This window comes from Sphingomonas sp. CFBP 13720 (assembly GCF_014842075.1).
Lineage (GTDB): Bacteria > Pseudomonadota > Alphaproteobacteria > Sphingomonadales > Sphingomonadaceae > Sphingomonas.
On sequence record NZ_JACYVA010000013.1, the window covers coordinates 1 to 21,665 of the forward strand.

General features: G+C 67.5%; 17 protein-coding genes. 5 read left to right on the forward strand and 12 right to left on the reverse strand.

Annotated elements, in window-relative coordinates; genetic code table 11:
* Positions 1-794: 794 nt before the first annotated feature.
* From IFT55_RS16400 to tgt, 4 genes are all read right to left on the reverse strand, one after another.
* A complete protein-coding gene (locus IFT55_RS16400) occupies positions 795-1,763 on the reverse strand; it encodes a cell wall hydrolase (protein WP_192093432.1) in 969 nt (322 codons plus the stop codon).
* A 109-nt stretch (positions 1,764-1,872) separates the two neighbouring features.
* A complete protein-coding gene (locus IFT55_RS16405; protein WP_192093433.1) occupies positions 1,873-4,713 on the reverse strand; it encodes a M16 family metallopeptidase in 2,841 nt (946 codons plus the stop codon).
* Positions 4,714-4,827: 114 nt separating this feature from the next.
* The gene (locus tag IFT55_RS16410; protein WP_192093434.1) at positions 4,828-5,028 is read right to left on the reverse strand and encodes a hypothetical protein; all 201 of its coding nucleotides are present in this window, start codon (positions 5,026-5,028) and stop codon (positions 4,828-4,830) included.
* A 23-nt stretch (positions 5,029-5,051) separates the two neighbouring features.
* Complete coding sequence (gene tgt / locus IFT55_RS16415) at positions 5,052-6,185, reverse strand: tRNA guanosine(34) transglycosylase Tgt (protein WP_192093435.1); 1,134 nt, start codon at positions 6,183-6,185, stop codon at positions 5,052-5,054.
* 69 nt (positions 6,186-6,254) lie between these two features.
* On the opposite strand from tgt, the gene IFT55_RS16420 reads away from it, so the two are divergent.
* Positions 6,255-6,416, forward strand: coding sequence for a hypothetical protein (locus IFT55_RS16420; RefSeq protein ID WP_192093436.1), 162 nt, complete (start codon positions 6,255-6,257; stop codon positions 6,414-6,416).
* 4 nt (positions 6,417-6,420) lie between these two features.
* Here the strand turns inward: IFT55_RS16420 and IFT55_RS16425 are convergent, their stop codons facing one another.
* The 5 genes from IFT55_RS16425 to lgt form a co-directional block, all read right to left on the reverse strand.
* Entirely contained in the window at positions 6,421-7,740 is a 1,320-nt protein-coding gene (locus IFT55_RS16425; protein ID WP_192093437.1) for a cystathionine gamma-synthase family protein, read from the reverse strand.
* A 339-nt stretch (positions 7,741-8,079) separates the two neighbouring features.
* The gene (gene pgeF / locus IFT55_RS16430; RefSeq protein WP_342029337.1) at positions 8,080-8,838 is read right to left on the reverse strand and encodes a peptidoglycan editing factor PgeF; all 759 of its coding nucleotides are present in this window, start codon (positions 8,836-8,838) and stop codon (positions 8,080-8,082) included.
* Between the two features lie 2 nt (positions 8,839-8,840).
* Positions 8,841-9,350, reverse strand: a complete 510-nt coding sequence (locus IFT55_RS16435; RefSeq protein WP_192093438.1) for a GNAT family N-acetyltransferase — start codon at positions 9,348-9,350, stop codon at positions 8,841-8,843.
* Positions 9,347-10,384, reverse strand: a complete 1,038-nt coding sequence (locus IFT55_RS16440; protein ID WP_249403893.1) for a class I SAM-dependent methyltransferase — start codon at positions 10,382-10,384, stop codon at positions 9,347-9,349. The genes IFT55_RS16435 and IFT55_RS16440 overlap by 4 nt, the downstream gene beginning before the upstream one ends.
* Positions 10,385-10,400: 16 nt before the next feature.
* Positions 10,401-11,258 carry a prolipoprotein diacylglyceryl transferase gene (lgt, locus tag IFT55_RS16445; RefSeq protein WP_192093460.1) on the reverse strand — a complete coding sequence of 286 codons (858 nt, stop codon included), beginning with the start codon at positions 11,256-11,258 and terminating at the stop codon, positions 10,401-10,403.
* A gap of 524 nt (positions 11,259-11,782) precedes the next feature.
* On the opposite strand from lgt, the gene IFT55_RS16450 reads away from it, so the two are divergent.
* The 3 genes from IFT55_RS16450 (at position 11,783) to phbB (ending at position 16,075) form a co-directional block, all read left to right on the forward strand.
* Entirely contained in the window at positions 11,783-14,014 is a 2,232-nt protein-coding gene (locus tag IFT55_RS16450) for a xanthine dehydrogenase family protein molybdopterin-binding subunit (protein ID WP_192093439.1), read from the forward strand.
* 300 nt (positions 14,015-14,314) lie between these two features.
* Positions 14,315-15,322, forward strand: coding sequence for a ferrochelatase (gene hemH / locus IFT55_RS16455; RefSeq protein ID WP_192093440.1), 1,008 nt, complete (start codon positions 14,315-14,317; stop codon positions 15,320-15,322).
* Positions 15,323-15,352: 30 nt separating this feature from the next.
* Positions 15,353-16,075: an acetoacetyl-CoA reductase gene (phbB, locus tag IFT55_RS16460; protein WP_192093441.1), complete on the forward strand. Its 723-nt coding sequence runs from the start codon at positions 15,353-15,355 to the stop codon at positions 16,073-16,075.
* 231 nt (positions 16,076-16,306) lie between these two features.
* Here the strand turns inward: phbB and IFT55_RS16465 are convergent, their stop codons facing one another.
* Together IFT55_RS16465 and IFT55_RS16470 are read right to left on the reverse strand one after the other, a co-directional pair.
* A complete protein-coding gene (locus IFT55_RS16465; protein WP_192093442.1) occupies positions 16,307-17,167 on the reverse strand; it encodes a ribosomal maturation YjgA family protein in 861 nt (286 codons plus the stop codon).
* Positions 17,168-17,342: 175 nt separating this feature from the next.
* A complete protein-coding gene (locus IFT55_RS16470; protein WP_192093443.1) occupies positions 17,343-17,708 on the reverse strand; it encodes a glycine zipper 2TM domain-containing protein in 366 nt (121 codons plus the stop codon).
* A gap of 203 nt (positions 17,709-17,911) precedes the next feature.
* Here IFT55_RS16470 and gyrB point away from each other — a divergent pair, with 203 nt between their 5' ends.
* Complete coding sequence (gene gyrB / locus IFT55_RS16475; protein ID WP_192093444.1) at positions 17,912-20,395, forward strand: DNA topoisomerase (ATP-hydrolyzing) subunit B; 2,484 nt, start codon at positions 17,912-17,914, stop codon at positions 20,393-20,395.
* 193 nt (positions 20,396-20,588) lie between these two features.
* Here gyrB and IFT55_RS16480 read toward each other — a convergent pair whose 3' ends face one another.
* Entirely contained in the window at positions 20,589-21,503 is a 915-nt protein-coding gene (locus tag IFT55_RS16480; RefSeq protein WP_192093445.1) for a LysR family transcriptional regulator, read from the reverse strand.
* Positions 21,504-21,665: the final 162 nt, after the last annotated feature.

The following is a 21,665-nucleotide window of genomic DNA, read 5'->3' on the forward strand; positions in this document are numbered from 1 at the left end:
AACAGGGTGAGGGTGGCGGTCGTGCAGGTGGCCGCCGCCGTCGCGCTGAATGTCGATCCGTCCTAGTTCTGGTTGACGTTCATGTGGAGCGATCCTGCTACCGACGCTGATGTTGACGCAGCTATTCGTTGCCGCCGACACCGAAGCTGTGTCGCCCCAGATGCTGCTGCTGGGATAGCAGTTTCCAATCAGCTAACGTCCTCGGCCAGACAGCAAGTACACTTCGCTGCCAGTCGCCCGAACAACGCATGCACCCGTATCTTGACCAACGGGCGCTGACAGTGACGCGGCTCTTCGGGAAGCATCGTTAACGCCCCGCCAACTGCGCCCTACCGCAGTGAATCTGCCGCTGATGCACCGCGCAAGCGACGGGGGCACGCGGCGCCGCCGATCCGCATGCCGCGCACAACCCCTGCTCCAGCAACTTCGCCTGAATGGCTCTATGCTGCCGACGTTGATATCCACAGCCAAGCGTGCGGGACCAACGCAGGCGAGGCTAAAAAGCCGGCGGCATGGCGCTACCACGGCGGGAAGGGTAGCCCGGTTTTCACCGAACGCCCCCGACCGCGCGATCATTGCAACGGTTGACCGCTATCCTGCCAACGGTCGCGGATCTGCGTTTCGGACAGGATCGGTGGCGGAGGCATCCCCGCTGACAGAATTGCGTTTTCGCGGGCCGATACTCGCGGCCCCGCGTACGGAATGATGACGGGCGAAGCCGGAAAGCGTTTGCAGGACGGGGAAGGCAGCCCATTGCGCGCACCCGGTCCTGCCGAACGCTCCCGACCTTGCTATCATCGCAACGGTTGCCCGCTATCCTTCCACCGGTCGAGAATCTGCGACTCGGGCAGGGTCGGAGACGCGGGCGTCGCCGCTGGCGAGGGCACGCTCTCGTGAACGAGGGCCGGGGCTGCTGCCAGGGTCGCCGTTGCCCCCACCACCGGGTTCACGACCGGCAGCACCGCCTCCGCCGGTCCCGCGCCCGGTCGTGGTTCCCCACCAGCATAGCGATCGCGGAACGCGGCGGGGGTGCCCCACCATCCCTTCCACCGATGGAAGAAATGCGCCCCGAACGCGCCGGTCATCACCAGCGTCCGGTTCCACGTCGGGGTCACGGCATAGGTATGATAATGCGTCGCGAGGCCGACCGGCGCGAACACCTCGCCCGCCAGCGCCCGCGCCGCGACCCGCCGCGCCCGGTTCCACGCCGCCGGGGCCCGCGCCCGCCCCATCGCGCCGTCGCACGCAAAGCTGAACTGGCAAACGGGCAAGTCCGCCCCCTGAAACACCACCCCACACACCGTCGCAGGGAAGGCCGGATGCCGTACGCGGTTCAGTACGACCTGTGCCACCGCCCGCTGTCCCGCATCGGGTTCGTTCGCCGCTTCGTAATAGACCGCGTCGGTCAGGCACCGCAGCGCCCGCGCCCGGTCGAGCGCCGATCCGCGCGCCTGGAACGACAGGGCAGGCACGACCGACCCGTCGGTCGCGGTAACGTCGGCAAGGCGCGCCATCGCCGGCAACGGGGGAAGCGGTGCGGTGCCCGTCGTTCCACGCGACATGGGTTCAGCGGCGAGCAACAGCGCCGCCCCCGGGAAATGATCGTCCGCTTCGTATCCCGTGGCCGCAACCGGCGGCGGCGACGGAGTGACACGCTGGTCCACCGACGCAATTCCCGCATGCGCCGCGAACGCGCCCAGCAGCGGCACGGCCAGACCAACGGTCAACCGTGTCGAACGGGACAGGTTCGCGAACAGCGCCATGCCATGCGCCCTACCCGATTCACCACGTCCGCGCGCGGGCGATATTGCGGTGTCTCACACCGGAACGACAGCAGCCGGCGTTAACGCCGGCCGTGGGTCACCACTGCCGTTACTTCACCCCCAGATCGGCGCGGCCCAGATCTACCCCCGTCGCCGGAATCACCACCAGCCCGGGATAGGCCGCGCGCAGCGGTTCGACGAACTGCTTCGCATCGCCGACCACGACGATGCTTGCCGCCGCCGGGTCCATCGATCTTGCAGCCGCTGCCTGCACCGCCGTCGGATCGACCGCTTCGATCGACGGCAGGAAGGTCGCGATCCGTGCGACCGGCACGCCGTTGGCGACATAGGTCGCGATCGTTCCCGCAATGCCGCTGGTGCGTTCGATGGTCCGCCCGAAATTGCCCGCCAGCACCGCCTTGCGCGTCGCCAGCTCCGCCACCGGCGCGGGCTCGCTGCCCAGCCGGCGCAGTTCGTCGGTAATGATCTTCACCACTTCGGGCGCGGACGGGTTTTTTGTCTGCGTCGATGCGCCGATAGCGCCGCCCGTCCGCCGGGCGTCCAGTTCTGATCGCGCGCCATAGGCCAGCCCGCGCTTGATGCGGATTTCCTGGTTCAGCCGCGACGAAAAGCCGACGCCCAACGTGGCGTTGGCGACGGCGGCCGGGAAGTAGGACGGATCGTCGCGCGCGATGCCGGGGCGGGCGACGACCACGCCCGCCTGTCCGGCACCCGGCATGTCGACCACGATGACCCGTGGCTTCGGTGTCGCGACGACCGGGGCGGGCGCGGCGGGTGTGCCGCGCTGCCCCGTCCAGTCGCCGAACAGTCGCGTCGCCAGCGCCATGCCGGCATCCGCCGTCAGGTCGCCGACCAGCACCAGCGTCGCCTGATCCGGTTGCCAGCCACGACGATACGCCGTCAGCACATCGTCGCGCGTGATCGCCTTCAGCGTCGTCGGCGTACCACTGGCGGGATGGCCATAGGGCGATCCCCCGAACACTGCCCGGTCTGCGACCAGTCCGGCGAGTTGACCCGGATCGGTCATCGCCACTGCCACGCCATCGATGGTGCGGGTGCGCAACCGGTCGATCTCTTCCTGTGCGAACACCGGGTTCCGCGCCACGTCGGCAAGGATGCCCAGTGCCGGTGCCGCCTGTGCCGATCCGACGGTAAGCGTCACGCTTTGTGAATCCCAGCCCGCGCCGCTGCCGATACTGCCACCCAGCGATTCGATCGCCCGTGCGATTTCGGTTGCCGAGCGCGTCTTCGTCCCCTGCGTCAGCAGACCGGCGGACAGTTCGCCGACGCCTTCGCGACCCAATGGATCGGCGACTGCCCCGCCGCCTGCGACCAACGCGGCGGTAACGATCGGCACCCCACGCTTTTCGACCAGCACGACGCGCATGCCGTTGGCCAGGCGGCGTTCGACCGGCACCGGCAGGGTCACGTCGACGGGCGCTGCCGGCGCGGGCGGCTGGACGCGTTGTGCGGCGGTTGCCGGCGTATGGACCGTGATCCCGGCGGGTACGGCCAATGGCGCCGCGACGACGGTCGATGCGATCGCGATCGTATCGCCGGCCGCCCCGGCCGGCTTCATGCTGTCGGGCAAATATCGGATCGCGGCGGACCGGCTGTCGGTCAGCCACGTACGTGCGACGCGCTGCACGTCGGCGGCGGTCACCCGCGCGATCGCCGCCAGCGATTTGTCGGACGCGGCGGGATCGCGTTCGACGATCACCCCCTCGGCCAGCGCCATGCCCTTGCCCTCCGCCGTTTCGCGAGCGAGCAGCGCGGCGGTGGTGATCTCGTTCTTCGCCTCGGTCAGTTCGGTGGCGGCGGGCGGCGTGGCGGCGATCGTCGCGATCTCGCGGCGCAACGCGGCTTCGCCGTCCGCTACCTCCTTGCCGCCCGCAAGGATCGCATACAGCGCGAGCGTGCCCGGCCCCTGCTTGTCCTCCGCCGACACGCCTACGTCCTGCGCGATCTGGTCGCGATAGACGAGGCTTTGATGCAACCGCGAATTGTCGCCGCCAGATAGGATCGCGGTCAGCACCGACAGCGCGGCCTGATCGGGATGACCGGCGGGGGGCAGCGGATAGCTGATGAGGATCGCGGGCAGGGGCGTGTTGGCTTCGTACACCGTCTTCGTCACGGCAGCGGTACGAACCGGTTCGGTCACGGACACGCGCGGGATCGGACGATCGGGTTTTGCGATCGGTGCGAAATACCGGTCGACCCAGCGTGTCAGCTGCGCCGGATCGAAATTGCCCGCCACGACCAGCACGGCATTGTCCGGCCGGTAATAGGTCGCGTGGAACGCGCGGATATCGTCGATCGTCGCGGCGTCCAGATCCGCGATCGATCCGATGCCGGGGCGGGCATAGGGGTGGCGGGTGTAGGAGAGCATCGGATAGTATAATCCGAACAGCTTGCCGTACGGCTGCGCCAGCACGCGGTTGCGCAGTTCTTCCTTCACCACGTCGCGTTCGGACGCGAAGGTCGCGGGGTCGACGACCAGCGTCGCCATCCGGTCCGCTTCCGCAAACAGCAACCGTTCGAGGTGGTTGGCGGGGACCATCTCGTAATAGTTGGTATAGTCGTCGGCGGTCGACGCGTTATTGTATCCGCCGACATCCTCGGTCAGCCGGTCGACCTGTTCGGGCACCAGATTGCGCGTCGCCTTGAACATCAGATGTTCGAACATGTGCGCGAAGCCCGACCGGCCGGCGGGATCGTCCTTCGACCCGACATCGTACCACACCTGGACCGACACGTTGGCGGTGGACGTATCGCGCACCGCATAGACGCGCAGTCCGTTGGCGAGCGTGCGTTCGGTATAGGCGATCGGCGGCACCGGTGCGGCGGGCGCGGCAGGCGCGGGCTGTGCCACCGCCGCGACGGGAGCGAGCAGGGCAGTCGTAAGCAGCAGCGCAAGGCCGAAACGCATGAAGAACCTCCGGTCGGAAACTGCGGAGACTTGGGCGTATGGCGGGGCGGGTGTCAACGGGCGGCGGCGTCCGTGCTCCGGCGGTACACCGGAAGAACGAACGCCGCCGGTCGCCTAGCGCTTGCGGCGCTCGGCATTGGCATACAGCATCGCGGCGGCCAGCGCGGCCGATCCGATGCCCACGCCGATGCCGATCGGCACCAGCGGCCATTTCTGCGGACGGGCGGGCTGGCTGGTGTCGGCAGCGGCGTCGGCGACGCGCTTGGCGTCGCGTGCGGCGGCGGCGACCTCGTTCAATACGGGCTGGTCGGTCATGGTCATCCTCTCCTTCGGCCCGCTCAACGCTTGTGCGCGGTGTAGCGTGCCCTGAAATCGTCGGCGAAAACACCCAGCGTATCGTTGCCGATCGCCATGCGCAGGTCCGCCATCAACGCCTGATAGAAATACAGATTATGTTCGGTCATCAGCATCGCGCCCAGTATTTCGCCCGCGCGGACGAGGTGGTGCAGATAGGCGCGATGGAAGCCGTGGCAGGTGGGACAGGCGCAGTCGGGGTCGAGCGGCCCCAGATCCTCGGCGAATTTCGCGTTGCGGATGTTGATCGGTCCGGTGCGCGTAAACGCCTGTCCGGTGCGGCCCGACCGGGTCGGCAGCACGCAATCGAACATGTCGATGCCGCGTTCGACCGCGCCGACGATATCGTCGGGCTTGCCGACGCCCATCAGATAGCGCGGGCTGGTTTCGGGCAACTGCCCCGGCGCGTAATCGAGCACGCCGAACATCGCCTCCTGCCCCTCGCCCACCGCGAGGCCACCCACGGCATAGCCGTCGAACCCGATATCGATCAGCGCATCGGCCGACGCCTTGCGCAGCCGTTCGTCCAGCGCCCCCTGCTGGATACCGAACAGCGCGGCGCGTTCGGCATGGGCGCCGCCCGAATCGAACCCCGCGCGGCTGCGGCGTGCCCAGCGCATCGACCGCTCCATCGCCGCCGCCTGCACCTCGCGCGTCGCCGTGGTCGGCACCAGTTCGTCGAACGCCATGACGATATCCGAACCGAGCAGTCGCTGGATTTCCATCGACCGTTCGGGACTCATCAGGTGGCGGGTGCCGTCCAGATGGCTCTTGAATTCGACCCCGTCCTCCGACCGTTTGGTCAGTTCGGACAGGCTCATCACCTGATACCCGCCGCTGTCGGTCAGGATCGGGCGGTCCCACCCCATGAACGCATGCAACCCGCCGAGCCGCGCGACGCGTTCCGCACTGGGACGCAGCATCAGGTGATAGGTATTGCCCAGCAGGATGTCCGCCCCGCTGGCACGCACGTCCTGCGGCTTGACCGCCTTGACCGTCGCGGCGGTGCCTACCGGCATGAACGCGGGCGTGCGGATGACGCCGCGCTGCATGGTGATCGTGCCGGTACGCGCGCGACCGGAAGTGGCGGATATCTGGAATGCGAAGCGAGGAGCCATGGGCCGTGCCTATTGCCGGACCCTGCCGCCGCTGTCGACCGTTGTCGCCGCGTGGACAGGAGAGTGATGATGACCGACACGACCAACCCCGGCGACGACGCTGCCCCGGGCACCCCCGGCACGGGCGAGGATCTTTGCCCGGTCTGTAACGGCAGCGGCCGGATCGACGACAGTCAATGCGCCAATTGCGGAGGCACCGGCAAGGTCGTCGAGGGGATCGGCGGGGCGTAGGAAGCTACACCCCGTCGAGCGCCTGCCGGAAATCGGCGATCAGGTCGTCGGCATCCTCGACCCCGATCGAAATGCGCACCAGATTGTCGGTGATGCCCAGCGCCGCCTTGCGCGCATCGGGCACCGACAGGTGCGTCATACCGGCGGGATGGCTGGCCAGCGTCTCGGTCCCGCCGAGGCTGACGGCGAGTTTCGCGATGACCAGCGCGTCGAGGAACGCGAACGCCTCCTTCTCGCCGCCCTTGAGGTAGAGCGAGAATGTCGACCCGCCTCCGGTGCAGTGGCGGCGATAGATGTCGGCCTGCCGCGCCATGCCTTCGGCGGTTTCGAGAAAGCCGAGATAGCCGACGCGTTCGACCTTCGGATGGTCCTTGAGGAACGCGCAGACCTTGGCCGCATTCTCGCCCGCGCGGCTCATGCGCAGTTCGAGCGTTTCGAGGCTGCGCAACAGCATCCACGCCGTATTGGGGTCGCAGATCGTGCCGATCGTGTTGCGCATCGACCGGATGGTGTTGATGTGCGCCTTCGACCCTAGAACGCCGCCCGCCACCAGATCGGAATGACCGCCCGCATATTTGGTCAGCGAATACACGACCAGATCGGCACCGTGGCGCAGCGGCTGCTGCCACAACGGCCCGAGAAAGGTGTTGTCGATCGCGATCGGCGGCGTCTCGCCGTCCGTGCCGAACACGGCGTCGCGCGCGGCGGCGACGGCTTCAATATCGACCAGTGCGTTGGTGGGATTGGCCGGGCTTTCCAGATAGATCAACGGCACGCGACCGTCCGCCGCCCGTAGCACCGCCTCGATTTCCGGCTGCGTCGCACCCGCCGGAAAGTCGAGATACTTGACCCCGAACCGGCCCAGCACGCGCCCGATCAGCGTTTCGGTGGCGGCATAGAGCGGTCCCGAATGAACGATCGTATCGCCCGGCTGGACCATGCTAAGGAACAGCGTCGCGATGGCCGACATGCCGCTGGAGAACACCAGCGCGTCCTCCGCCTCTTCCCAAACGCCCAGCCGGTCTTCGAGAATTTCCTGATTGGGACCGTTGAAGCGAGAATAGACCAGCCCTTCGGCCCCGCCGGGGCGCTTGCCGGTCACGCCCTCGAAATGCCGCTTGCCCGCCGCAGCGTTGGGAAAGACATAGGTCGACGTGGCGAAGATCGGGGGTTTCAGCGATCCTTCGGACAGCACGGGGTCATAGCCATGCCCCATCATCAGCGTCGCGGCCTTCAGCTTGCGCCCGCCGACGGTATCGACCGACGGCTTGGGCCGGCGACGCAGTGGAACGCCGGTCAGGTCGGCTTCGGTTTCGTCGGTCATCGTTTCTCTCCGCCATTTTTGGGGGAGTGTAGCGATAGTTACGAAAGAAACCAGATCGGGTGGGGGCTGCCTGTGGCGCAACGGATGCCGCGCTGGCGTAGGTCGGGCGGCACGAGATGATCCGCGTCGCCGATTCCCGGTTCCGTCAGCCCATCCCGATTTCATCACCCATCCCGGTGTCGTCACCCCAGCGCAGGCTGGGGTCTCGTTCGGTGACGCGGTTCGCCCGCCCCGGGCCGACCCCAGCCTGCGCTGGGGTGACGCAGGAGGCGGGGGCGGCGGAGTGGATTTACGTGTCAGCGCAACTCCTCACCCCGCTACCCCGCAGTCCCGGCCCGGCTACCCCGCCAGCCCGATCGCCGACAATTGCCGTCCGTAATCCGCTTCGCCCCGCTGCGTCGCGCGGCGATAGCTGAAGAAGCGGTCGGGTTCGGCACAGGTATCCAGCCCCAGCGCCTCGACCCGCCGCACGCCTGCCGCCGCCAGCCGTGCCGCGACATAGGCTTCCAGATCGAAGCGCGCATGGCCCGGGCGGTTTTCGGCGAAGAAGCGTTCGTTGGCGGGATCGGCGGCGGCGAAGCGTTCGACGAAGGTCATGTCGACTTCGTAACTGGCGCGCGCGATGCACGGGCCGATCGCGGCGACGATGCGTCCGGCCTGCGCGCCCAGCGTCTCCATCTGTGCGATCGTGGCGTCGGTCACGCCGTCCAGCGCGCCTTTCCACCCCGCATGCGCCGCGCCGATCACCCCGGCGGCCATGTCGGCGAACAGCACCGGCGCGCAATCGGCGGTGACGATGCCCAGCAGGATGCCAGGCCGGTCGGTCACCATCGCATCGCCGCGTGGCCGGTCGTCGTCGCGGAACGCGGTCAGCACGCGCACCACCGACGCCGAATGGATCTGGAACAGCCCGCACAGCGCCGCGCCCGGCAGCACCGCATCGCCCGCGCGCCGCCGGTTTTCCGCCACTGCCACCGGATCGTCCGCCGATCCCAGCCCGACGTTCAGCCCGGCGACCACGCCCTGCGACACGCCGCCGCGCCGCCCCAGGAAGCCGTGCGGCACCCCCGACAGCGCGTCGGCGCGAACCACTTCCACCGTCACAGCGCCAGCCGCATGATATCGTCCTCGTCCTCATGGTCGCCGACCATGAATACATATCGCCCGACGCGTTCGAAGCCGTGCCGTTCGTAAAAGCGCCGTGCGCGGGGATTGTCGATGAATACCGACAGATACAGTTCGTCCGCGCCGCGCGCACGCGCCGTCACCAGCACCTGTGTTATCATTGCGACCGCGAGGCCGGTGCCGTGCCACGGCGACCGGATATAGAATTGGCGCAACTCGATCGATCGCGGCCCATGCGTCACCGGCAGCGACGGCGGTCCCAGCTTGGCAAAGCCCGCCGCCTCGTCCCCGGCCATCGCCAGCAGGACGGCAAAGCGCGGGTCGGCCAGCTCGTCGACCCAGCGTTCGACCGTATGGTTGCGCAGGAACGCATCCAGATCGGCCGGTGCATAGAGGTGGCCGAACGTCTCGACGAACGTGGCGGCACCAATGGCGGACAGCGTCGCGGCATCGGTCGGCACGGCGGGGCGTAGCACCGGAGTCATGCGAACCCCGCCGGCACCGGCCATCCGGGGGCGGTGATCGCGATCGCCTTGAACAGCGTTCCCATCTGATCGGCTTCGACCAGCCGGTCGCGATCGGTGCGCAGGCCGTCGGCGCGTTCGGGACGGGCCTTCGCCAGCGCCGCCGTGCGCGCGTCGATGCCCAGCGCGGTCAGCAGCGCCCCCTGATCGACCGGGCCATGCGCCACCGCATCCTCGGCCCGCGCCGCTTCGGCCAGCGTCGCCAGATCGACATGCGCGGTCAGATCCTGTTCGCCCGGATCGTCATAGGGATTGACGAAATCATGGCCGCGCACCGCCTGCAGCGTGTCACCGATCGCCGGACCGGCATAGCCGTAATCGATGACGATCGCGCAGCCGCCCTGCGCCACGATCCGCCGCGCCAGCCCGCGCATGATGGCGACGGCGGCGGGGGCGGTTTCCAGCACCGACCCGACGGGCGCGTCTCGCAGGTGCGGCGGGATGATCGGGTCGAAGCCCCGATCGCCGACGATCGGCAGGAACAGCGTGTCCTGACACGCCACCAGCCGTTCGCGCCACCCGTCCGCCGTTCGGACCAGTTGCCGGATCGGCAGCGCGTCGAAGAATTCGTTCGCGACGACCAGCAGCGCGCCGTCCTCGGGAATGCCGACCAGGTCGACCGCCCATTGCGCGTGCGGCACGCGCGCCGCCTGTTGCTCACGCAGCGTCGGCGACGTTTCGACGAAATGGACCGGCGGCGTGCACCCTGCCGCCGCCATCGATCGCAACGCATCGGCGGCCAGCGTGCCTCGGCCGGGTCCGAATTCGACATAGCGCGCGTCGGGGCGTCCGGCCCGGTCCCACAGGTCGGCGAGGCCAAGGCCGATCAGCTCGCCGAACATCTGGCTGATTTCGGGCGCGGTGGTGAAATCGCCGCGCGCGCCCAATGGATCGCGCGTCGCGTAATAATGCGCGTTGGCCGCGCCCATGAACTGCGCGAGGCTGATCGGTCCCGCCAGCGTGATGGCGCGCGCCAGACGGTCGGCAAGGCTCAACGAACGATCCCCCCGGTCACGCCACGCTGTCCTTGCCCGCGATCGGTTCGACGCGCACGCGACGGCCCTTCGCGGTCGCGATCAGGTACAGGCCGCCCGCGATCATCGGCAACGTCAGCCACTGGCCCATGTGCAGCCCGGTGCGCTGCGCGAATTCGACCAGCTGCGAATCGGGTTCGCGCCAGAATTCGATCACGAACCGCGCGACGCCGAACCCGGCGAGGCCGGTGCCGAGCAGGAAGCCGGGCTTGTACCGCGCATCGGTGCGCCAGAACAGGAACGACAGCAGCAGGAACAGCAGCAATCCTTCGCCCAGCGCCTCGTACAGCTGGCTGGGGTGGCGCGCGGGATCGATGCCGCCGACGACGGTGCGCGGAAACACGATCGCCCATGGCGCGTCGCTGGGCTTGCCCCACAATTCGCCGTTGATGAAGTTGGCGATCCGCCCGAAACACTGGCCGATGGGTGCGACGCACGCGACATAGTCGCAGACGCGCAAGGTGTTCAGCCCGTGCTTGCGCGCCAGCCACGCGATGCCGAGGATCAGCCCGACCATGCCGCCATGGAACGACATGCCGCCATCCCACAGCCGCAGGATCTTGATCGGATCGGTCAGCATTTCGGGCGCATAAAACAGGACATAGCCGATGCGGCCGCCCAGAATGATGCCCAGCGTCGCGTAGAAGACGAAATCGTCGGCATGCCGCCGCGCCATCGGCGCACCCGGCTGATCCAGCAGCTTCAGCAGATACCACCAGCCCGCGAGGATGCCGCCGATATAGGCCAGCGAATACCATTTGAGCTGGAAGAAGCCGAGGTTCAGCGCGACCGGATCGAGCGGCAGGTCGACATAGCGGATATGGCCGGCGGCCATGCCGACATCCCCGGCGGCGACGGCAAGAGTGGAAAGGATCAAGGCAACGCTCCGGCTGTGTCGCGGCCTGATACCGGGGTTGACGGGGAAGGGAAACCACCGATCCTCCATGGCTTGGGAAGGGGATCGTCGCGAACCGGCGATCGACCATCCTGCCGGCCCAGTACCCCCGTCGATCGCGCCAGCCTCCCGTCCATGGTCGTCCCCCGAACCCGGCTGCCGCGCGCGTTGGCGTACGGACATCGTCCGACCTCATCCGGGCGGAACAGTCCGGGCGCAGGTGTCGGCCGATCGGCTTCGCTTGGGCGGCGAAGCGGGCAGGCGTCGGGTCGGGCGGACCCCTCGACGTATCGCTGGCCGGGCGTTCCCGGTCCGGTCGACAATACGCCGACGGCATCGTGTTCCGTTCCGCCCGGATAGCCGGTGGAGTCGGGGGGCGTACCTTGCCTAAACTCGTGCGGCCACGCGTTGCGGGACGGACTCACCGGTTTCCCTGCTACCGCAACCGCTCTACACCCCGCGTCATGGTATCCATCCCTCGCCCCACGATCCATCGTCGCCAGTTGCTGATCGGCGGCGGGGCCGGCGTCGGGCTGGTCGTCGCATGGGGGCTGTGGCCGCGCCGCTACGGCGTCAACCTCGCGGTGGCAGAGGGGGAAAGCGTGTTCGGCCCGTATCTGAAGATCGGTGCGGACGGGCAGGTAACGGTCGCGGTGCCGCAATCCGAACATGGGCAGGGCGTCTATACCGCGTTGCCGCAGATCGTGGCCGACGAACTGGGCGCCGACTGGCGCACCGTCGCGGTAGAGGCCGCGCCGATCAACCCGCTCTATGCCAACCCGCTGGCCGCCGGCATCCTGTTCGGTGACGCGCTGGCACTGTTGCCGGCATCGACGCGCGCGGCGCATGCGCAGCGGACGGTGCTGATGCTGACCGGTGGGTCGACGTCGATCCGCCAGTTCGAAGGCGCACTGCGCACGGCGGGCGCGGCGGCGCGGGTGCTGTTGTGCAAGGCGGCGGCGCGTGCATGGGACGGCGACTGGCGCAGTTGCGGCACCGCCGACGGGTTCGTCGTGATGGGCGACCGGCGCGAACGCTTCGGCGTCCTTGCCGAACGCGCGGCGGCCGAAAGCCTGCCCGGTGGCGAATTGCCGCTGCGGATGGGCGACGAAAAGCGGCTGACCGGCGAATCGCTGCCCCGCACCGACGCGCCGGCCAAGGTCGACGGCAGCGCGCTGTTCGCCGCCGATATCCGCCGGCCGGGAATGGTCTTCGCCTCGATCCGGCAGGGGCCGATCGGCGATACCCGGCTGGTCGGCGTGGACATTCCGGCGGCAAGGGCGATCCCCGGCATCGTCGCGGTGATCGAGAACGACGGCTGGGTCGCGGCGGTCGGTTCGACATGGTGGGCGGCGAACCGCGCGGTCGATGCGATGGCGCCGCGCTTCGAAACGCACGGGCTGGTCGACGACCGCTCGATCGCCGCCGCGCTGGACGATGCGTTGGCGGGTGAGGGTGCGCGGGTGCACGATGCCGGCGACATCGTGGCGGCGTTCGCGGGCGCGCGGACGCAGACCGCGACCTATCGCGTCGGCGCGGCGCTGCATGCCGCGATCGAGCCGACCTGCGCCACCGCCGAATGGCGCGACGGGCGGCTGACGCTGTGGATGCCGACGCAGGCCCCGGCGCTGGCGCGTGCCGTCGCCGCCCGCGCGCTGGGCATCGGCGAGGATCGGGTGATCCTGCACCCGACGATCGCGGGCGGATCGTTCGGCGCGAACCTCGACCATCGCGCCGCCGAACAGGTGGCGGTGCTGGCCCGGCGGCTCGACCGGCCGGTGCAACTGAGCTGGTCGCGTGGCGAGGATTGCCTTGCCGACCGCTATCGCGCACCCGCCGCCGCGCGGATGACCGCGCGGGTCGGGCGCGGCGGCACGATCACCGGCTGGCATGCGCGGATCGCCGCGCCGCGCACCGGGCGCGATCTGGCGCGGCGGTTGCTGGGGGACGATATCGCGGCGTCGCTGTCGATGGCGCTGCCCGGCAGCCGGGGCGACGCGCTGGCGACGGAGGGGGCGGTGCCGGCCTATGGCATCCCGAACGTCGCGGTCGATCATCATCCCGCCGAACTGGGCCTGCCCGCCGGATGGTGGCGATCGGGCGCGCACAGCTATGCCGCGTTCTTCACCGAATGTTTCCTCGACGAACTGGCCGGGTTCGCCGGGATGGAGGCGCATTCGTTCCGCATCGCGATGCTGGGCGGCGACGTCCGGCTGGCACGGTGCCTGTCGACCGTGGCGACGATGGGCGGGTGGCAGGGCGGCGTGCCCGGCAGCGCACAGGGCATCGCGTGCCACCGCATGCGCGGATCGGCGATCGCATGCATGGCAGAAGCGCATATCGGCACCGACCGGCGGGTGAAGGTCGACCGGCTGGTCGTCGCGGTCGATTGCGGCCGGGTCATCAACCCCGAACTGGTCCGCCAGCAGATCGAGGGCGGGCTGATCTTCGGCATGGCCGCCGCGACCGGCGCATCGACCGGCTTCGACCAGAACCTGCCGCGCGTGCGGGGGTTCGCCGGGCTGAACCTGCCACGGCTGGCCGACACGCCCGAGATCATGATCGAACTGATCGGGTCGGATGCCGATCCGGGCGGGGTCAGCGAACTGGCGGTGCCGGTGGTCGCACCCGCCATCGCCAACGCGCTGCATGCCGCGACGGGCCGGCGCTATCGGTCGTTGCCGCTGCTCGGGTAGGTCGGGTCGGGTTCACGCGAAGGCGCGAAGAGGCAGCAGAAGGTTGGTTCGCGCGCAGGCGCGGAGGCGCAGAGAAGGGGTGTTCCCGAAAGCCGATCGCGTATGCGATCCGTCCGGTTCATGACGAAGCAGGATCAGGAGTCTTGCTGCGCGAGACGGTCCGCCAAGCGTATCCCTCTCCGCGCCTCCGCGCCTCCGCGCGAACCAACCTTTCCTGCTCTTCGCCGCTTCGCGCCGTCGCATGAACCTCGATCCAAAACCCGTTTGCCCATTTTCCCGCAACACGCGTTAAGCGAACATATGGACCGTCCCGCGACTCACCCCGTCATTCCGCCGCGCCGCATCGGCGTGCTGCTCATGAACCTCGGTACGCCCGACGATCCGTCGCCCCGTTCGGTGCGGCGATATCTGAAGGAATTCCTGTCCGATCGGCGCGTGGTCGAACTGCCGGCCATCGCGTGGCAGCCGGTATTGCGCGGTATCATATTGAATACGCGTCCGAAAAAGTCCGCCCATGCCTATCGACAGGTGTGGAGCGATCGCGGTTCGCCGCTTGCTGCGATCACCCGTGCGCAATCGGATGCGATGCAGGGCGCGTTCGGCGAAGGCGTCATGGTCGACTGGGCCATGCGGTACGGCAATCCGTCGATCGCGACGCGGATCGACGCAATGCGCGCCGCCGGGTGCGACCGCATCCTGCTCGCGCCGCTCTATCCGCAATATTGCGCGGCGACGACCGCCACCGCGAACGACAAGGCATTCGCGCATCTGGCGACGTTGCGCTGGCAGCCCGCGATCCGCACCCTGCCGCCCTATTACGACGATCCGCTCTATATCGATGCACTGGCTCAGACGCTGCGCGAGGATCTGGATCGGCTGGATTTCGAACCCGATGCGATCGTCGCCAGTTTTCACGGCATGCCGAAACGAACGCTGGCGCTGGGCGACCCGTATCATTGTCACTGCCAGAAGACCGCGCGGCTGGTGCAGGAGGCGCTCGGTCGTCCACTGACGGTGGCGTTCCAGTCGCGGTTCGGCCCCGCCAAATGGCTGGGGCCGGCGACCGACGACACGCTGGTCGAACTGGCGAAGGCGGGCAAGCGACGCATCGCCATCTTCGCGCCGGGCTTTTCCGCTGATTGTCTGGAGACGCTGGAGGAACTGTCGATCCGTGGACGCGAGAGCTTCATGGAGGCGGGTGGGACCGATTTCGCCTACCTGCCCTGTCTGAACGCAGAGCCGGTCGGCAACAAAATGTTGCGCAATATTATACTGCGCGAACTTGCGGGCTGGGCCGACGCCGCCTAGCAGTAACCAAACGATAACAGGAGAGAATGCATGGCACGGGTAGCGATCGTCACCGGCGGCACGCGCGGCATCGGCGAGGCGATCAGCCTTGCGTTGCAGGAAGCGGGCGTCACCGTCGCCGCGACCTATGCCGGCAATGATGAAAAGGCGAAGGCGTTCTCCGACCGTACCGGCATCGCCGCGTTCAAATGGGACGTCGGTGATTTCGCCGCGACCGAAGCGGGCGTGAAGGCGGTCGAGGACGCGATCGGTCCGGTCGATATCGTCGTGAACAATGCGGGCATCACGCGCGACGGTACGTTGCTGAAGATGACGTGGGAGATGTGGGACGAAGTGATCCGCACCAATCTGGGCGGCTGCTTCAACCTTGCCAAGGCGACGTTCCCCGGCATGCGGACCCGCAAATGGGGACGGATCGTCAACATCGGATCGATCAACGGACAGGCGGGCCAGTACGGACAGGTCAACTATGCCGCCGCCAAATCGGGCATCCATGGTTTCACCAAGGCGCTGGCACAGGAAGGCGCGCGCTTCGGCGTGACCGTCAACGCGATCGCACCGGGCTATATCGACACCGACATGGTTGCGGCGGTCCCGGCCGACGTGCTCGAAAAGATCGTGGCGAAAATCCCGGTCGGCCGTCTGGGACAGGCGAGCGAGATCGCACGCGGCGTGACGTTCCTGTGTTCGGAAGAGGGCGGCTTCGTCACCGGATCGACGCTGAGCATCAACGGCGGGCAGCATATGTACTGACGGGCGAAGGCGCGGAAGAATGCTTCCGCGTCGCTGCAAGCGCGAAGCTCGAGCATTGCCCGGCACGGCCGGCGGGTGGCCGAAGCGCCACCCGACCGACGGCGGCTTTGCCGTCGTCACGCCCGAACGGAGCGCGACCTGTCCGTCATCCCCTGCGGGCGAACGAGCCAATCGGTATCGAAGCACCGGCACCGTCCTTCGACACACCATGTCGACCAGATCGATGACCATTCAGGATGAACGGTTGTCGCGTGGGTTATCCGATCCCGACCGTGCCTGGCGGACCATCAGTATCGCCCTGACGCCGAGCAGCCACGCCGCCAGCGTCAATCCGTACCCGCTCCACAACAGTTCATAGGTCGGCGGACCGGATGTTATGTCGAACACTGCTTGAGCCGTGAGCCACAGCGCCGCCCCGCCAAGCGTCGACGACCAGAACCACGACCGCCACGGCCGGTCGCGCCGCCATTCGGTCCATCGCGCGGTCGCCGGACGCCGGCGCAATGCCCACCACGTCATCCCACAGGCGACGATTCCGAGTACCGCAGCTGTTGGTATTGCTTGGAGCATCGGTATCGCGACGCTGTCGGCGTCCGCAGGCAGTGTGCCCGACGCAAGGACTGCCGGCCAGTAAACGAGGTTCACTGCAACGAACCCTGCCGGCAACCATAATGTCAGGGACCACAGCGTGGCAGGCGTGATCGTGCCGCCGACCATCCGGCCGGCGCGAACGGCGCGCATGGCTTCCAACAACAATATCGCCGACAGGCCGATCGCATATGCCGCAATATCGACGGGATCGAACGCGTGGCCGAATATGGTGCGAAGGACCGGATTGGCCTGCCATCCGAGTTGTTCGGGCATATCCAGCAACTGTGCCGATTCGATCGCGATCGCACCCGTGAACGCGGTCATCGCGGCCACGCCAGCCGGCAATCGCGTCACCGCCCGCACCGCGCAATACAACAGCATCACCGCCAGCACGTCGCCGCCATGCGGTCGGATCACGTTGTCGTCGACGAACAGCGCGATGCCGATCTCGACGATCAGCAGCACCGCCGCGCAAGTTGCATATCCCCCATGCCAACGCATCCGCCGCCCTCCGCGATCATCCTGGAACGGCACCTCGCAGCCAGCGATGGCCACGACAATCACCGCGCGGAAACATCATCCGGCCTGCACACGCTCTGCACGCATGCGAAAAGGGCCGGCTCCCTCATGGGAACCGGCCCTTCGTACGCCCCGCTACGCACCCGGGAGTGGTGGCTCAGCGGCGGCAGTTGCGCGGTGCGTCCGACTTGTCGATCGCGCGGCCGGCCAGTGCGCCCACGCCACCGCCGAGGATGGTGCCGAGCAGGCGGTTGTTGTTGCCCGCCACCGTGTTGCCGAGCAGGCCGCCGGCCAGCGCGCCGATCACCGTGCCGCCATCGCCATTCTCGCAGCCGCGATTGGCGCGCTGGCGATACTGGTTCCGATAGCCACGGTCTCCGCGATATTCGCGGTAGCCGCGATCGCCACGATACTGTTGTTCGTAGCGGTCGCCGCGATAGCTCTGCGCCGAAGCGACGGTGGGGGCGGCGGCAGTCGCGATCGTGGCGAGCGCGGCACCGGCGAGGGTCAGCTTCTTGAACATCGATCGTCTCCTTCGAAAATCATGTGGCGGGGGGCGTGTCCCCTCCGTCTGTGAGAAACGGTATGGCCCGATTCGCTTGAGCCGAGACTGAATGCGTCTGTTAGCTCCCGTTCATCGTCCGGCCGCACCGGCCGGCACGACGTGGCAGCGCTCACAAGCGGGTTTTGCTTTAGTTTTGGACCGTGAAACCTTATGGGTTCGGGATGGCAACGAACCCCAATCAGAACGACTACGGCGCAGATTCGATCAAGGTGTTGAAGGGGCTGGACGCGGTCCGCAAGCGCCCCGGCATGTATATCGGCGATACCGACGACGGCTCCGGCCTCCACCACATGGTGTTCGAGGTGAGCGACAACGCGATCGACGAGGCGCTGGCGGGACATTGCGACCGCATTCTCATCACGCTGAACCCCGAAGGATCGGTGTCGGTCGAGGATAACGGGCGCGGCATCCCGACCGGCATCCATACCGAAGAAGGCGTGTCGGCGGCGGAGGTCATCATGACCCAGCTGCACGCGGGCGGAAAGTTCGAGAACAGCAGCGACGACAACGCCTACAAGGTGTCGGGCGGTCTGCACGGCGTCGGCGTGTCGGTCGTCAACGCGCTCAGCGAATTTCTCGACCTGACGATCTGGCGCGACGGGCAGGAACATTTCATGCGGTTCCGGCGCGGCGATGCCGAAGCACCGCTCAAGGTCGTCGGACCGTCGGACAAGCGCGGCACCCGCGTCACGTTCCTGCCGTCGCCCGACACGTTCAAGATCGTGGAATTCGATTTCGACAAGCTGGAGCATCGCTTCCGCGAGCTGGCGTTCCTCAATTCGGGCGTGCGGCTGGTGCTGGTCGACGCCCGGCACGAGGAACCGCGCGAGGTCGAACTGTTCTACGAAGGCGGGATCGCCGCGTTCGTGAACTATCTCGACCGGACCAAGACGCCGCTGATGCCCGAACCGATCGCGATTCACGGGTTTCGCGACGATGTCGGCATCGACGTCGCGCTGGAATGGAACGACAGCTATTATGAAAACGTGCTGGCGTTCACCAACAACATCCCGCAGCGCGACGGCGGCACGCACATGGCCGCGTTCCGCGCCGCGCTGACCCGCACCCTCAACAACTATGCCGACAAATCGGGCATGTTGAAGAAGGAAAAGGTGTCGCTGACCGGCGACGACATGCGCGAAGGGCTGACTGCGATCGTATCGGTCAAGCTGCCCGATCCGAAATTCTCGTCGCAGACCAAGGACAAGCTGGTGTCGTCGGAGGTCCGTCAGCCGCTGGAAGCGCTGATGGCGGACAAGCTGGCGGAATATCTGCAGGAAAATCCTGCGCATGCGAAGGCGATCATCGGCAAGGTGATCGACGCCGCCGCCGCGCGCGAGGCCGCCAAGAAGGCGCGCGAGCTGACCCGGCGCAAGGGCGCGATGGACATCGCGTCGCTGCCCGGCAAGCTGGCCGATTGTCAGGAACGCGATCCGGCGAAGTCCGAACTGTTCCTGGTCGAGGGTGACTCGGCCGGCGGTTCGGCCAAGCAGGGACGCGATCGTCATTTTCAGGCGATCCTGCCGTTGCGGGGCAAGATCCTGAACGTCGAGCGCGCCCGGTTCGACCGGATGCTGGGCAGCCGCGAAATCGGAACGCTGATCCAGGCGATGGGCACCGGCATCGGCCGCGACGATTTCAATCTGGCCAAGCTGCGCTATCACAAGGTCGTCATCATGACCGACGCCGACGTCGACGGCGCGCATATCCGTACGCTGCTGCTGACGTTCTTCTATCGCCAGATGCCCGAAATCATCGAGGGCGGACACCTCTTCATCGCGCAGCCGCCGCTGTACAAGGCGTCGAAGGGGCGTTCCGAAGTCTATCTGAAGGACGACAACGCGCTCGACGAATATCTGGTCGAAGGCGGCGTGAACGCGCATGTGCTCGAAACGCCGGCGGGGGCGCGCAGCGGCGACGACCTGAAGGCGCTGTTGTCGCATGCGCGGCGGATGCGCACGCTGATGCGCTATGTCCCCCGGCGCTACGATGCCGGCATCGTCGAGGTGTTGGCGCTGTCGGGTGCGCTCGATCCCGTGATCGACACCCCCACGCGCGAAACGCGGCTGGCCGATGCGCTGCGCCGGCTCGATCGCACCGATGGCGAGGCGAACTGGACCGCGCGCGTGACCGAAGAGGGCGGGTTGCAGTTCCAGCGGCGCTGGCGCGGCGTCACCGACACGCACAATATCGAACCGGCGTTCCTGACATCGGCGGAGGGGCGCAAGCTCCATGCGCTCGCGGCGGAAGAGGCGGACAGCTATGCCGGCCTGTCGAAGCTGGTCAGCGCGCGGGGTGCCGCTGCCGACCCGATCGCCGAACCGGAAGGCGACGAAGGCGAGGTCCCCGCCGTCGCGCAGAAGGGGGAAACGCTGGTCGCGCGGCCCAGCCAGTTGCTCGACGCGATCCTCGCCGCGGGCCGGAAAGGCCTGTCGATCCAGCGCTATAAGGGTCTGGGTGAAATGAACGCGGAACAATTGTGGGAGACCACACTCGATCCGTCCAACCGCTCGATGCTCCGCGTCGCGATCGAACAGGCCGACGTCGCGGACGAAATCTTCACGCGACTGATGGGCGACGTGGTCGAACCGCGCCGCGAGTTCATTCAGGAGAATGCGCTGAACGTCGCGAATCTCGACGTGTAAGCGTCCGTCCGACGGCGTGCTGACAGGGGGTTTGCGGGGCGTACGGTCTTCCGACCGGTCTACCCCCGACCTGTCGTAAGCGGTGGCCGGCAAGGGGACAGGCCGGCACCGCGTTCAGGTTCGTCGGTCGGAACGTTTCAAGCCCGGCACCCGGCGGCTCCGCCATCGGATCAGGTCGCTGCGATCGCTGGCATCATGCGCGCGCCGCCGGCGTGAACGGCGAACCGCGCGCATGGGCGCAGGCGGACGACCATAGCGTTTCCGACACCTTGGACAACGCGATAGCCGGCCGCGACAGGGCGATGGCGATGGGAGTCGCATAGGCCGCGTCGGCGGTCACGACCTTTCCCGCGGCTAGTGCCGTACGCGCCAGCGATTCGGGGACCCAAGCGACGCCGCCGCCGTCGATCGCCATCGACAGCAGCGCTGCGGCGAGCCGCGATTGCAGCACGACGGCAAGGGGAGGGGCGATCTGTCGGGCGGTCCAGTCCGCGTGCAGGATGCGACCGAGGCCCGATTCGGGGCTGTAGGCCAGATAGGGCACTTCGCCGCCGTTCAGGGTCCATCGCGGCGCGCCGGTTTCATTGGGCTGGCACACGGGTATCAGCAAATCGTCGCCGATCTCCACCCGCACAAAGTCCGGCGTGTCGAGCGACGTGCGCAACAGCGGATGGTGGTGCGACAGCAGGAACGACGCTTCCCCCCGCTGCATCATCCGTTCGCACGCCTGCATGCTGTCCGATTTCAGGTTGATCGGTTCGTGCGGCGCATGTTCGACGATCCAGTGCGGAAAGAAGGTGAAGGACAGCGCGTGCGTGGCCGCGACCGTCAGGACCGATGCCGCTTGGTCCGCGACCTCCAGCGCCGCCGTCCGCGCGCGATACAGGTCGCGGACCGACACCTGGATATAGCCGCGGAACTGTTCCCCCGCCGGACTTAGATCGGTCCCGGTTTTCGTGCGGGCGAACAGCGCGGTGCCGACCCATTGTTCGAGCGAACGGATCCGCCGTCCGAACGCGGGCTGCGTCACGTTGCGCCGTTCCGCCGCGCGCGAGAAATTGCGTTCCTCGGCCAGCGTCAGGAAATCTTCCAGCCAGTCCAGTTGCATGATCGCGTCCCGCCCAGCGCGGCCTCCTTCGGGCTGCGCCGGCTATCATTATGCCGAATCGGCATCTTCGACAACCACATCGGCATTTGATCACAACCCCCATTTCAGCCGAAACATCCGGCCACAACGATAATCATAAGCCGTTTTAGCGAGAGAGCCGGA

Excerpts from the sequence above, each read along its gene's own strand:
- IFT55_RS16400 (WP_192093432.1), bottom strand. The coding sequence starts at position 1,763 with ATGGCGCTGTTCGCGAACCTGTCCCGTTCGACACGGTTGACCGTTGGT.
- IFT55_RS16405 (WP_192093433.1), bottom strand. The coding sequence starts at position 4,713 with ATGCGTTTCGGCCTTGCGCTGCTGCTTACGACTGCCCTGCTCGCTCCC.
- IFT55_RS16410 (WP_192093434.1), bottom strand. The coding sequence starts at position 5,028 with ATGACCGACCAGCCCGTATTGAACGAGGTCGCCGCCGCCGCACGCGAC.
- tgt (WP_192093435.1), bottom strand. The coding sequence starts at position 6,185 with ATGGCTCCTCGCTTCGCATTCCAGATATCCGCCACTTCCGGTCGCGCG.
- IFT55_RS16420 (WP_192093436.1), top strand. The coding sequence starts at position 6,255 with ATGACCGACACGACCAACCCCGGCGACGACGCTGCCCCGGGCACCCCC.
- IFT55_RS16425 (WP_192093437.1), bottom strand. The coding sequence starts at position 7,740 with ATGACCGACGAAACCGAAGCCGACCTGACCGGCGTTCCACTGCGTCGC.
- IFT55_RS16435 (WP_192093438.1), bottom strand. The coding sequence starts at position 9,350 with ATGACTCCGGTGCTACGCCCCGCCGTGCCGACCGATGCCGCGACGCTG.
- lgt (WP_192093460.1), bottom strand. The coding sequence starts at position 11,258 with ATGGCCGCCGGCCATATCCGCTATGTCGACCTGCCGCTCGATCCGGTC.
- IFT55_RS16450 (WP_192093439.1), top strand. The coding sequence starts at position 11,783 with ATGGTATCCATCCCTCGCCCCACGATCCATCGTCGCCAGTTGCTGATC.
- hemH (WP_192093440.1), top strand. The coding sequence starts at position 14,315 with ATGGACCGTCCCGCGACTCACCCCGTCATTCCGCCGCGCCGCATCGGC.
- phbB (WP_192093441.1), top strand. The coding sequence starts at position 15,353 with ATGGCACGGGTAGCGATCGTCACCGGCGGCACGCGCGGCATCGGCGAG.
- IFT55_RS16465 (WP_192093442.1), bottom strand. The coding sequence starts at position 17,167 with ATGCGTTGGCATGGGGGATATGCAACTTGCGCGGCGGTGCTGCTGATC.
- IFT55_RS16470 (WP_192093443.1), bottom strand. The coding sequence starts at position 17,708 with ATGTTCAAGAAGCTGACCCTCGCCGGTGCCGCGCTCGCCACGATCGCG.
- gyrB (WP_192093444.1), top strand. The coding sequence starts at position 17,912 with ATGGCAACGAACCCCAATCAGAACGACTACGGCGCAGATTCGATCAAG.
- IFT55_RS16480 (WP_192093445.1), bottom strand. The coding sequence starts at position 21,503 with ATGCAACTGGACTGGCTGGAAGATTTCCTGACGCTGGCCGAGGAACGC.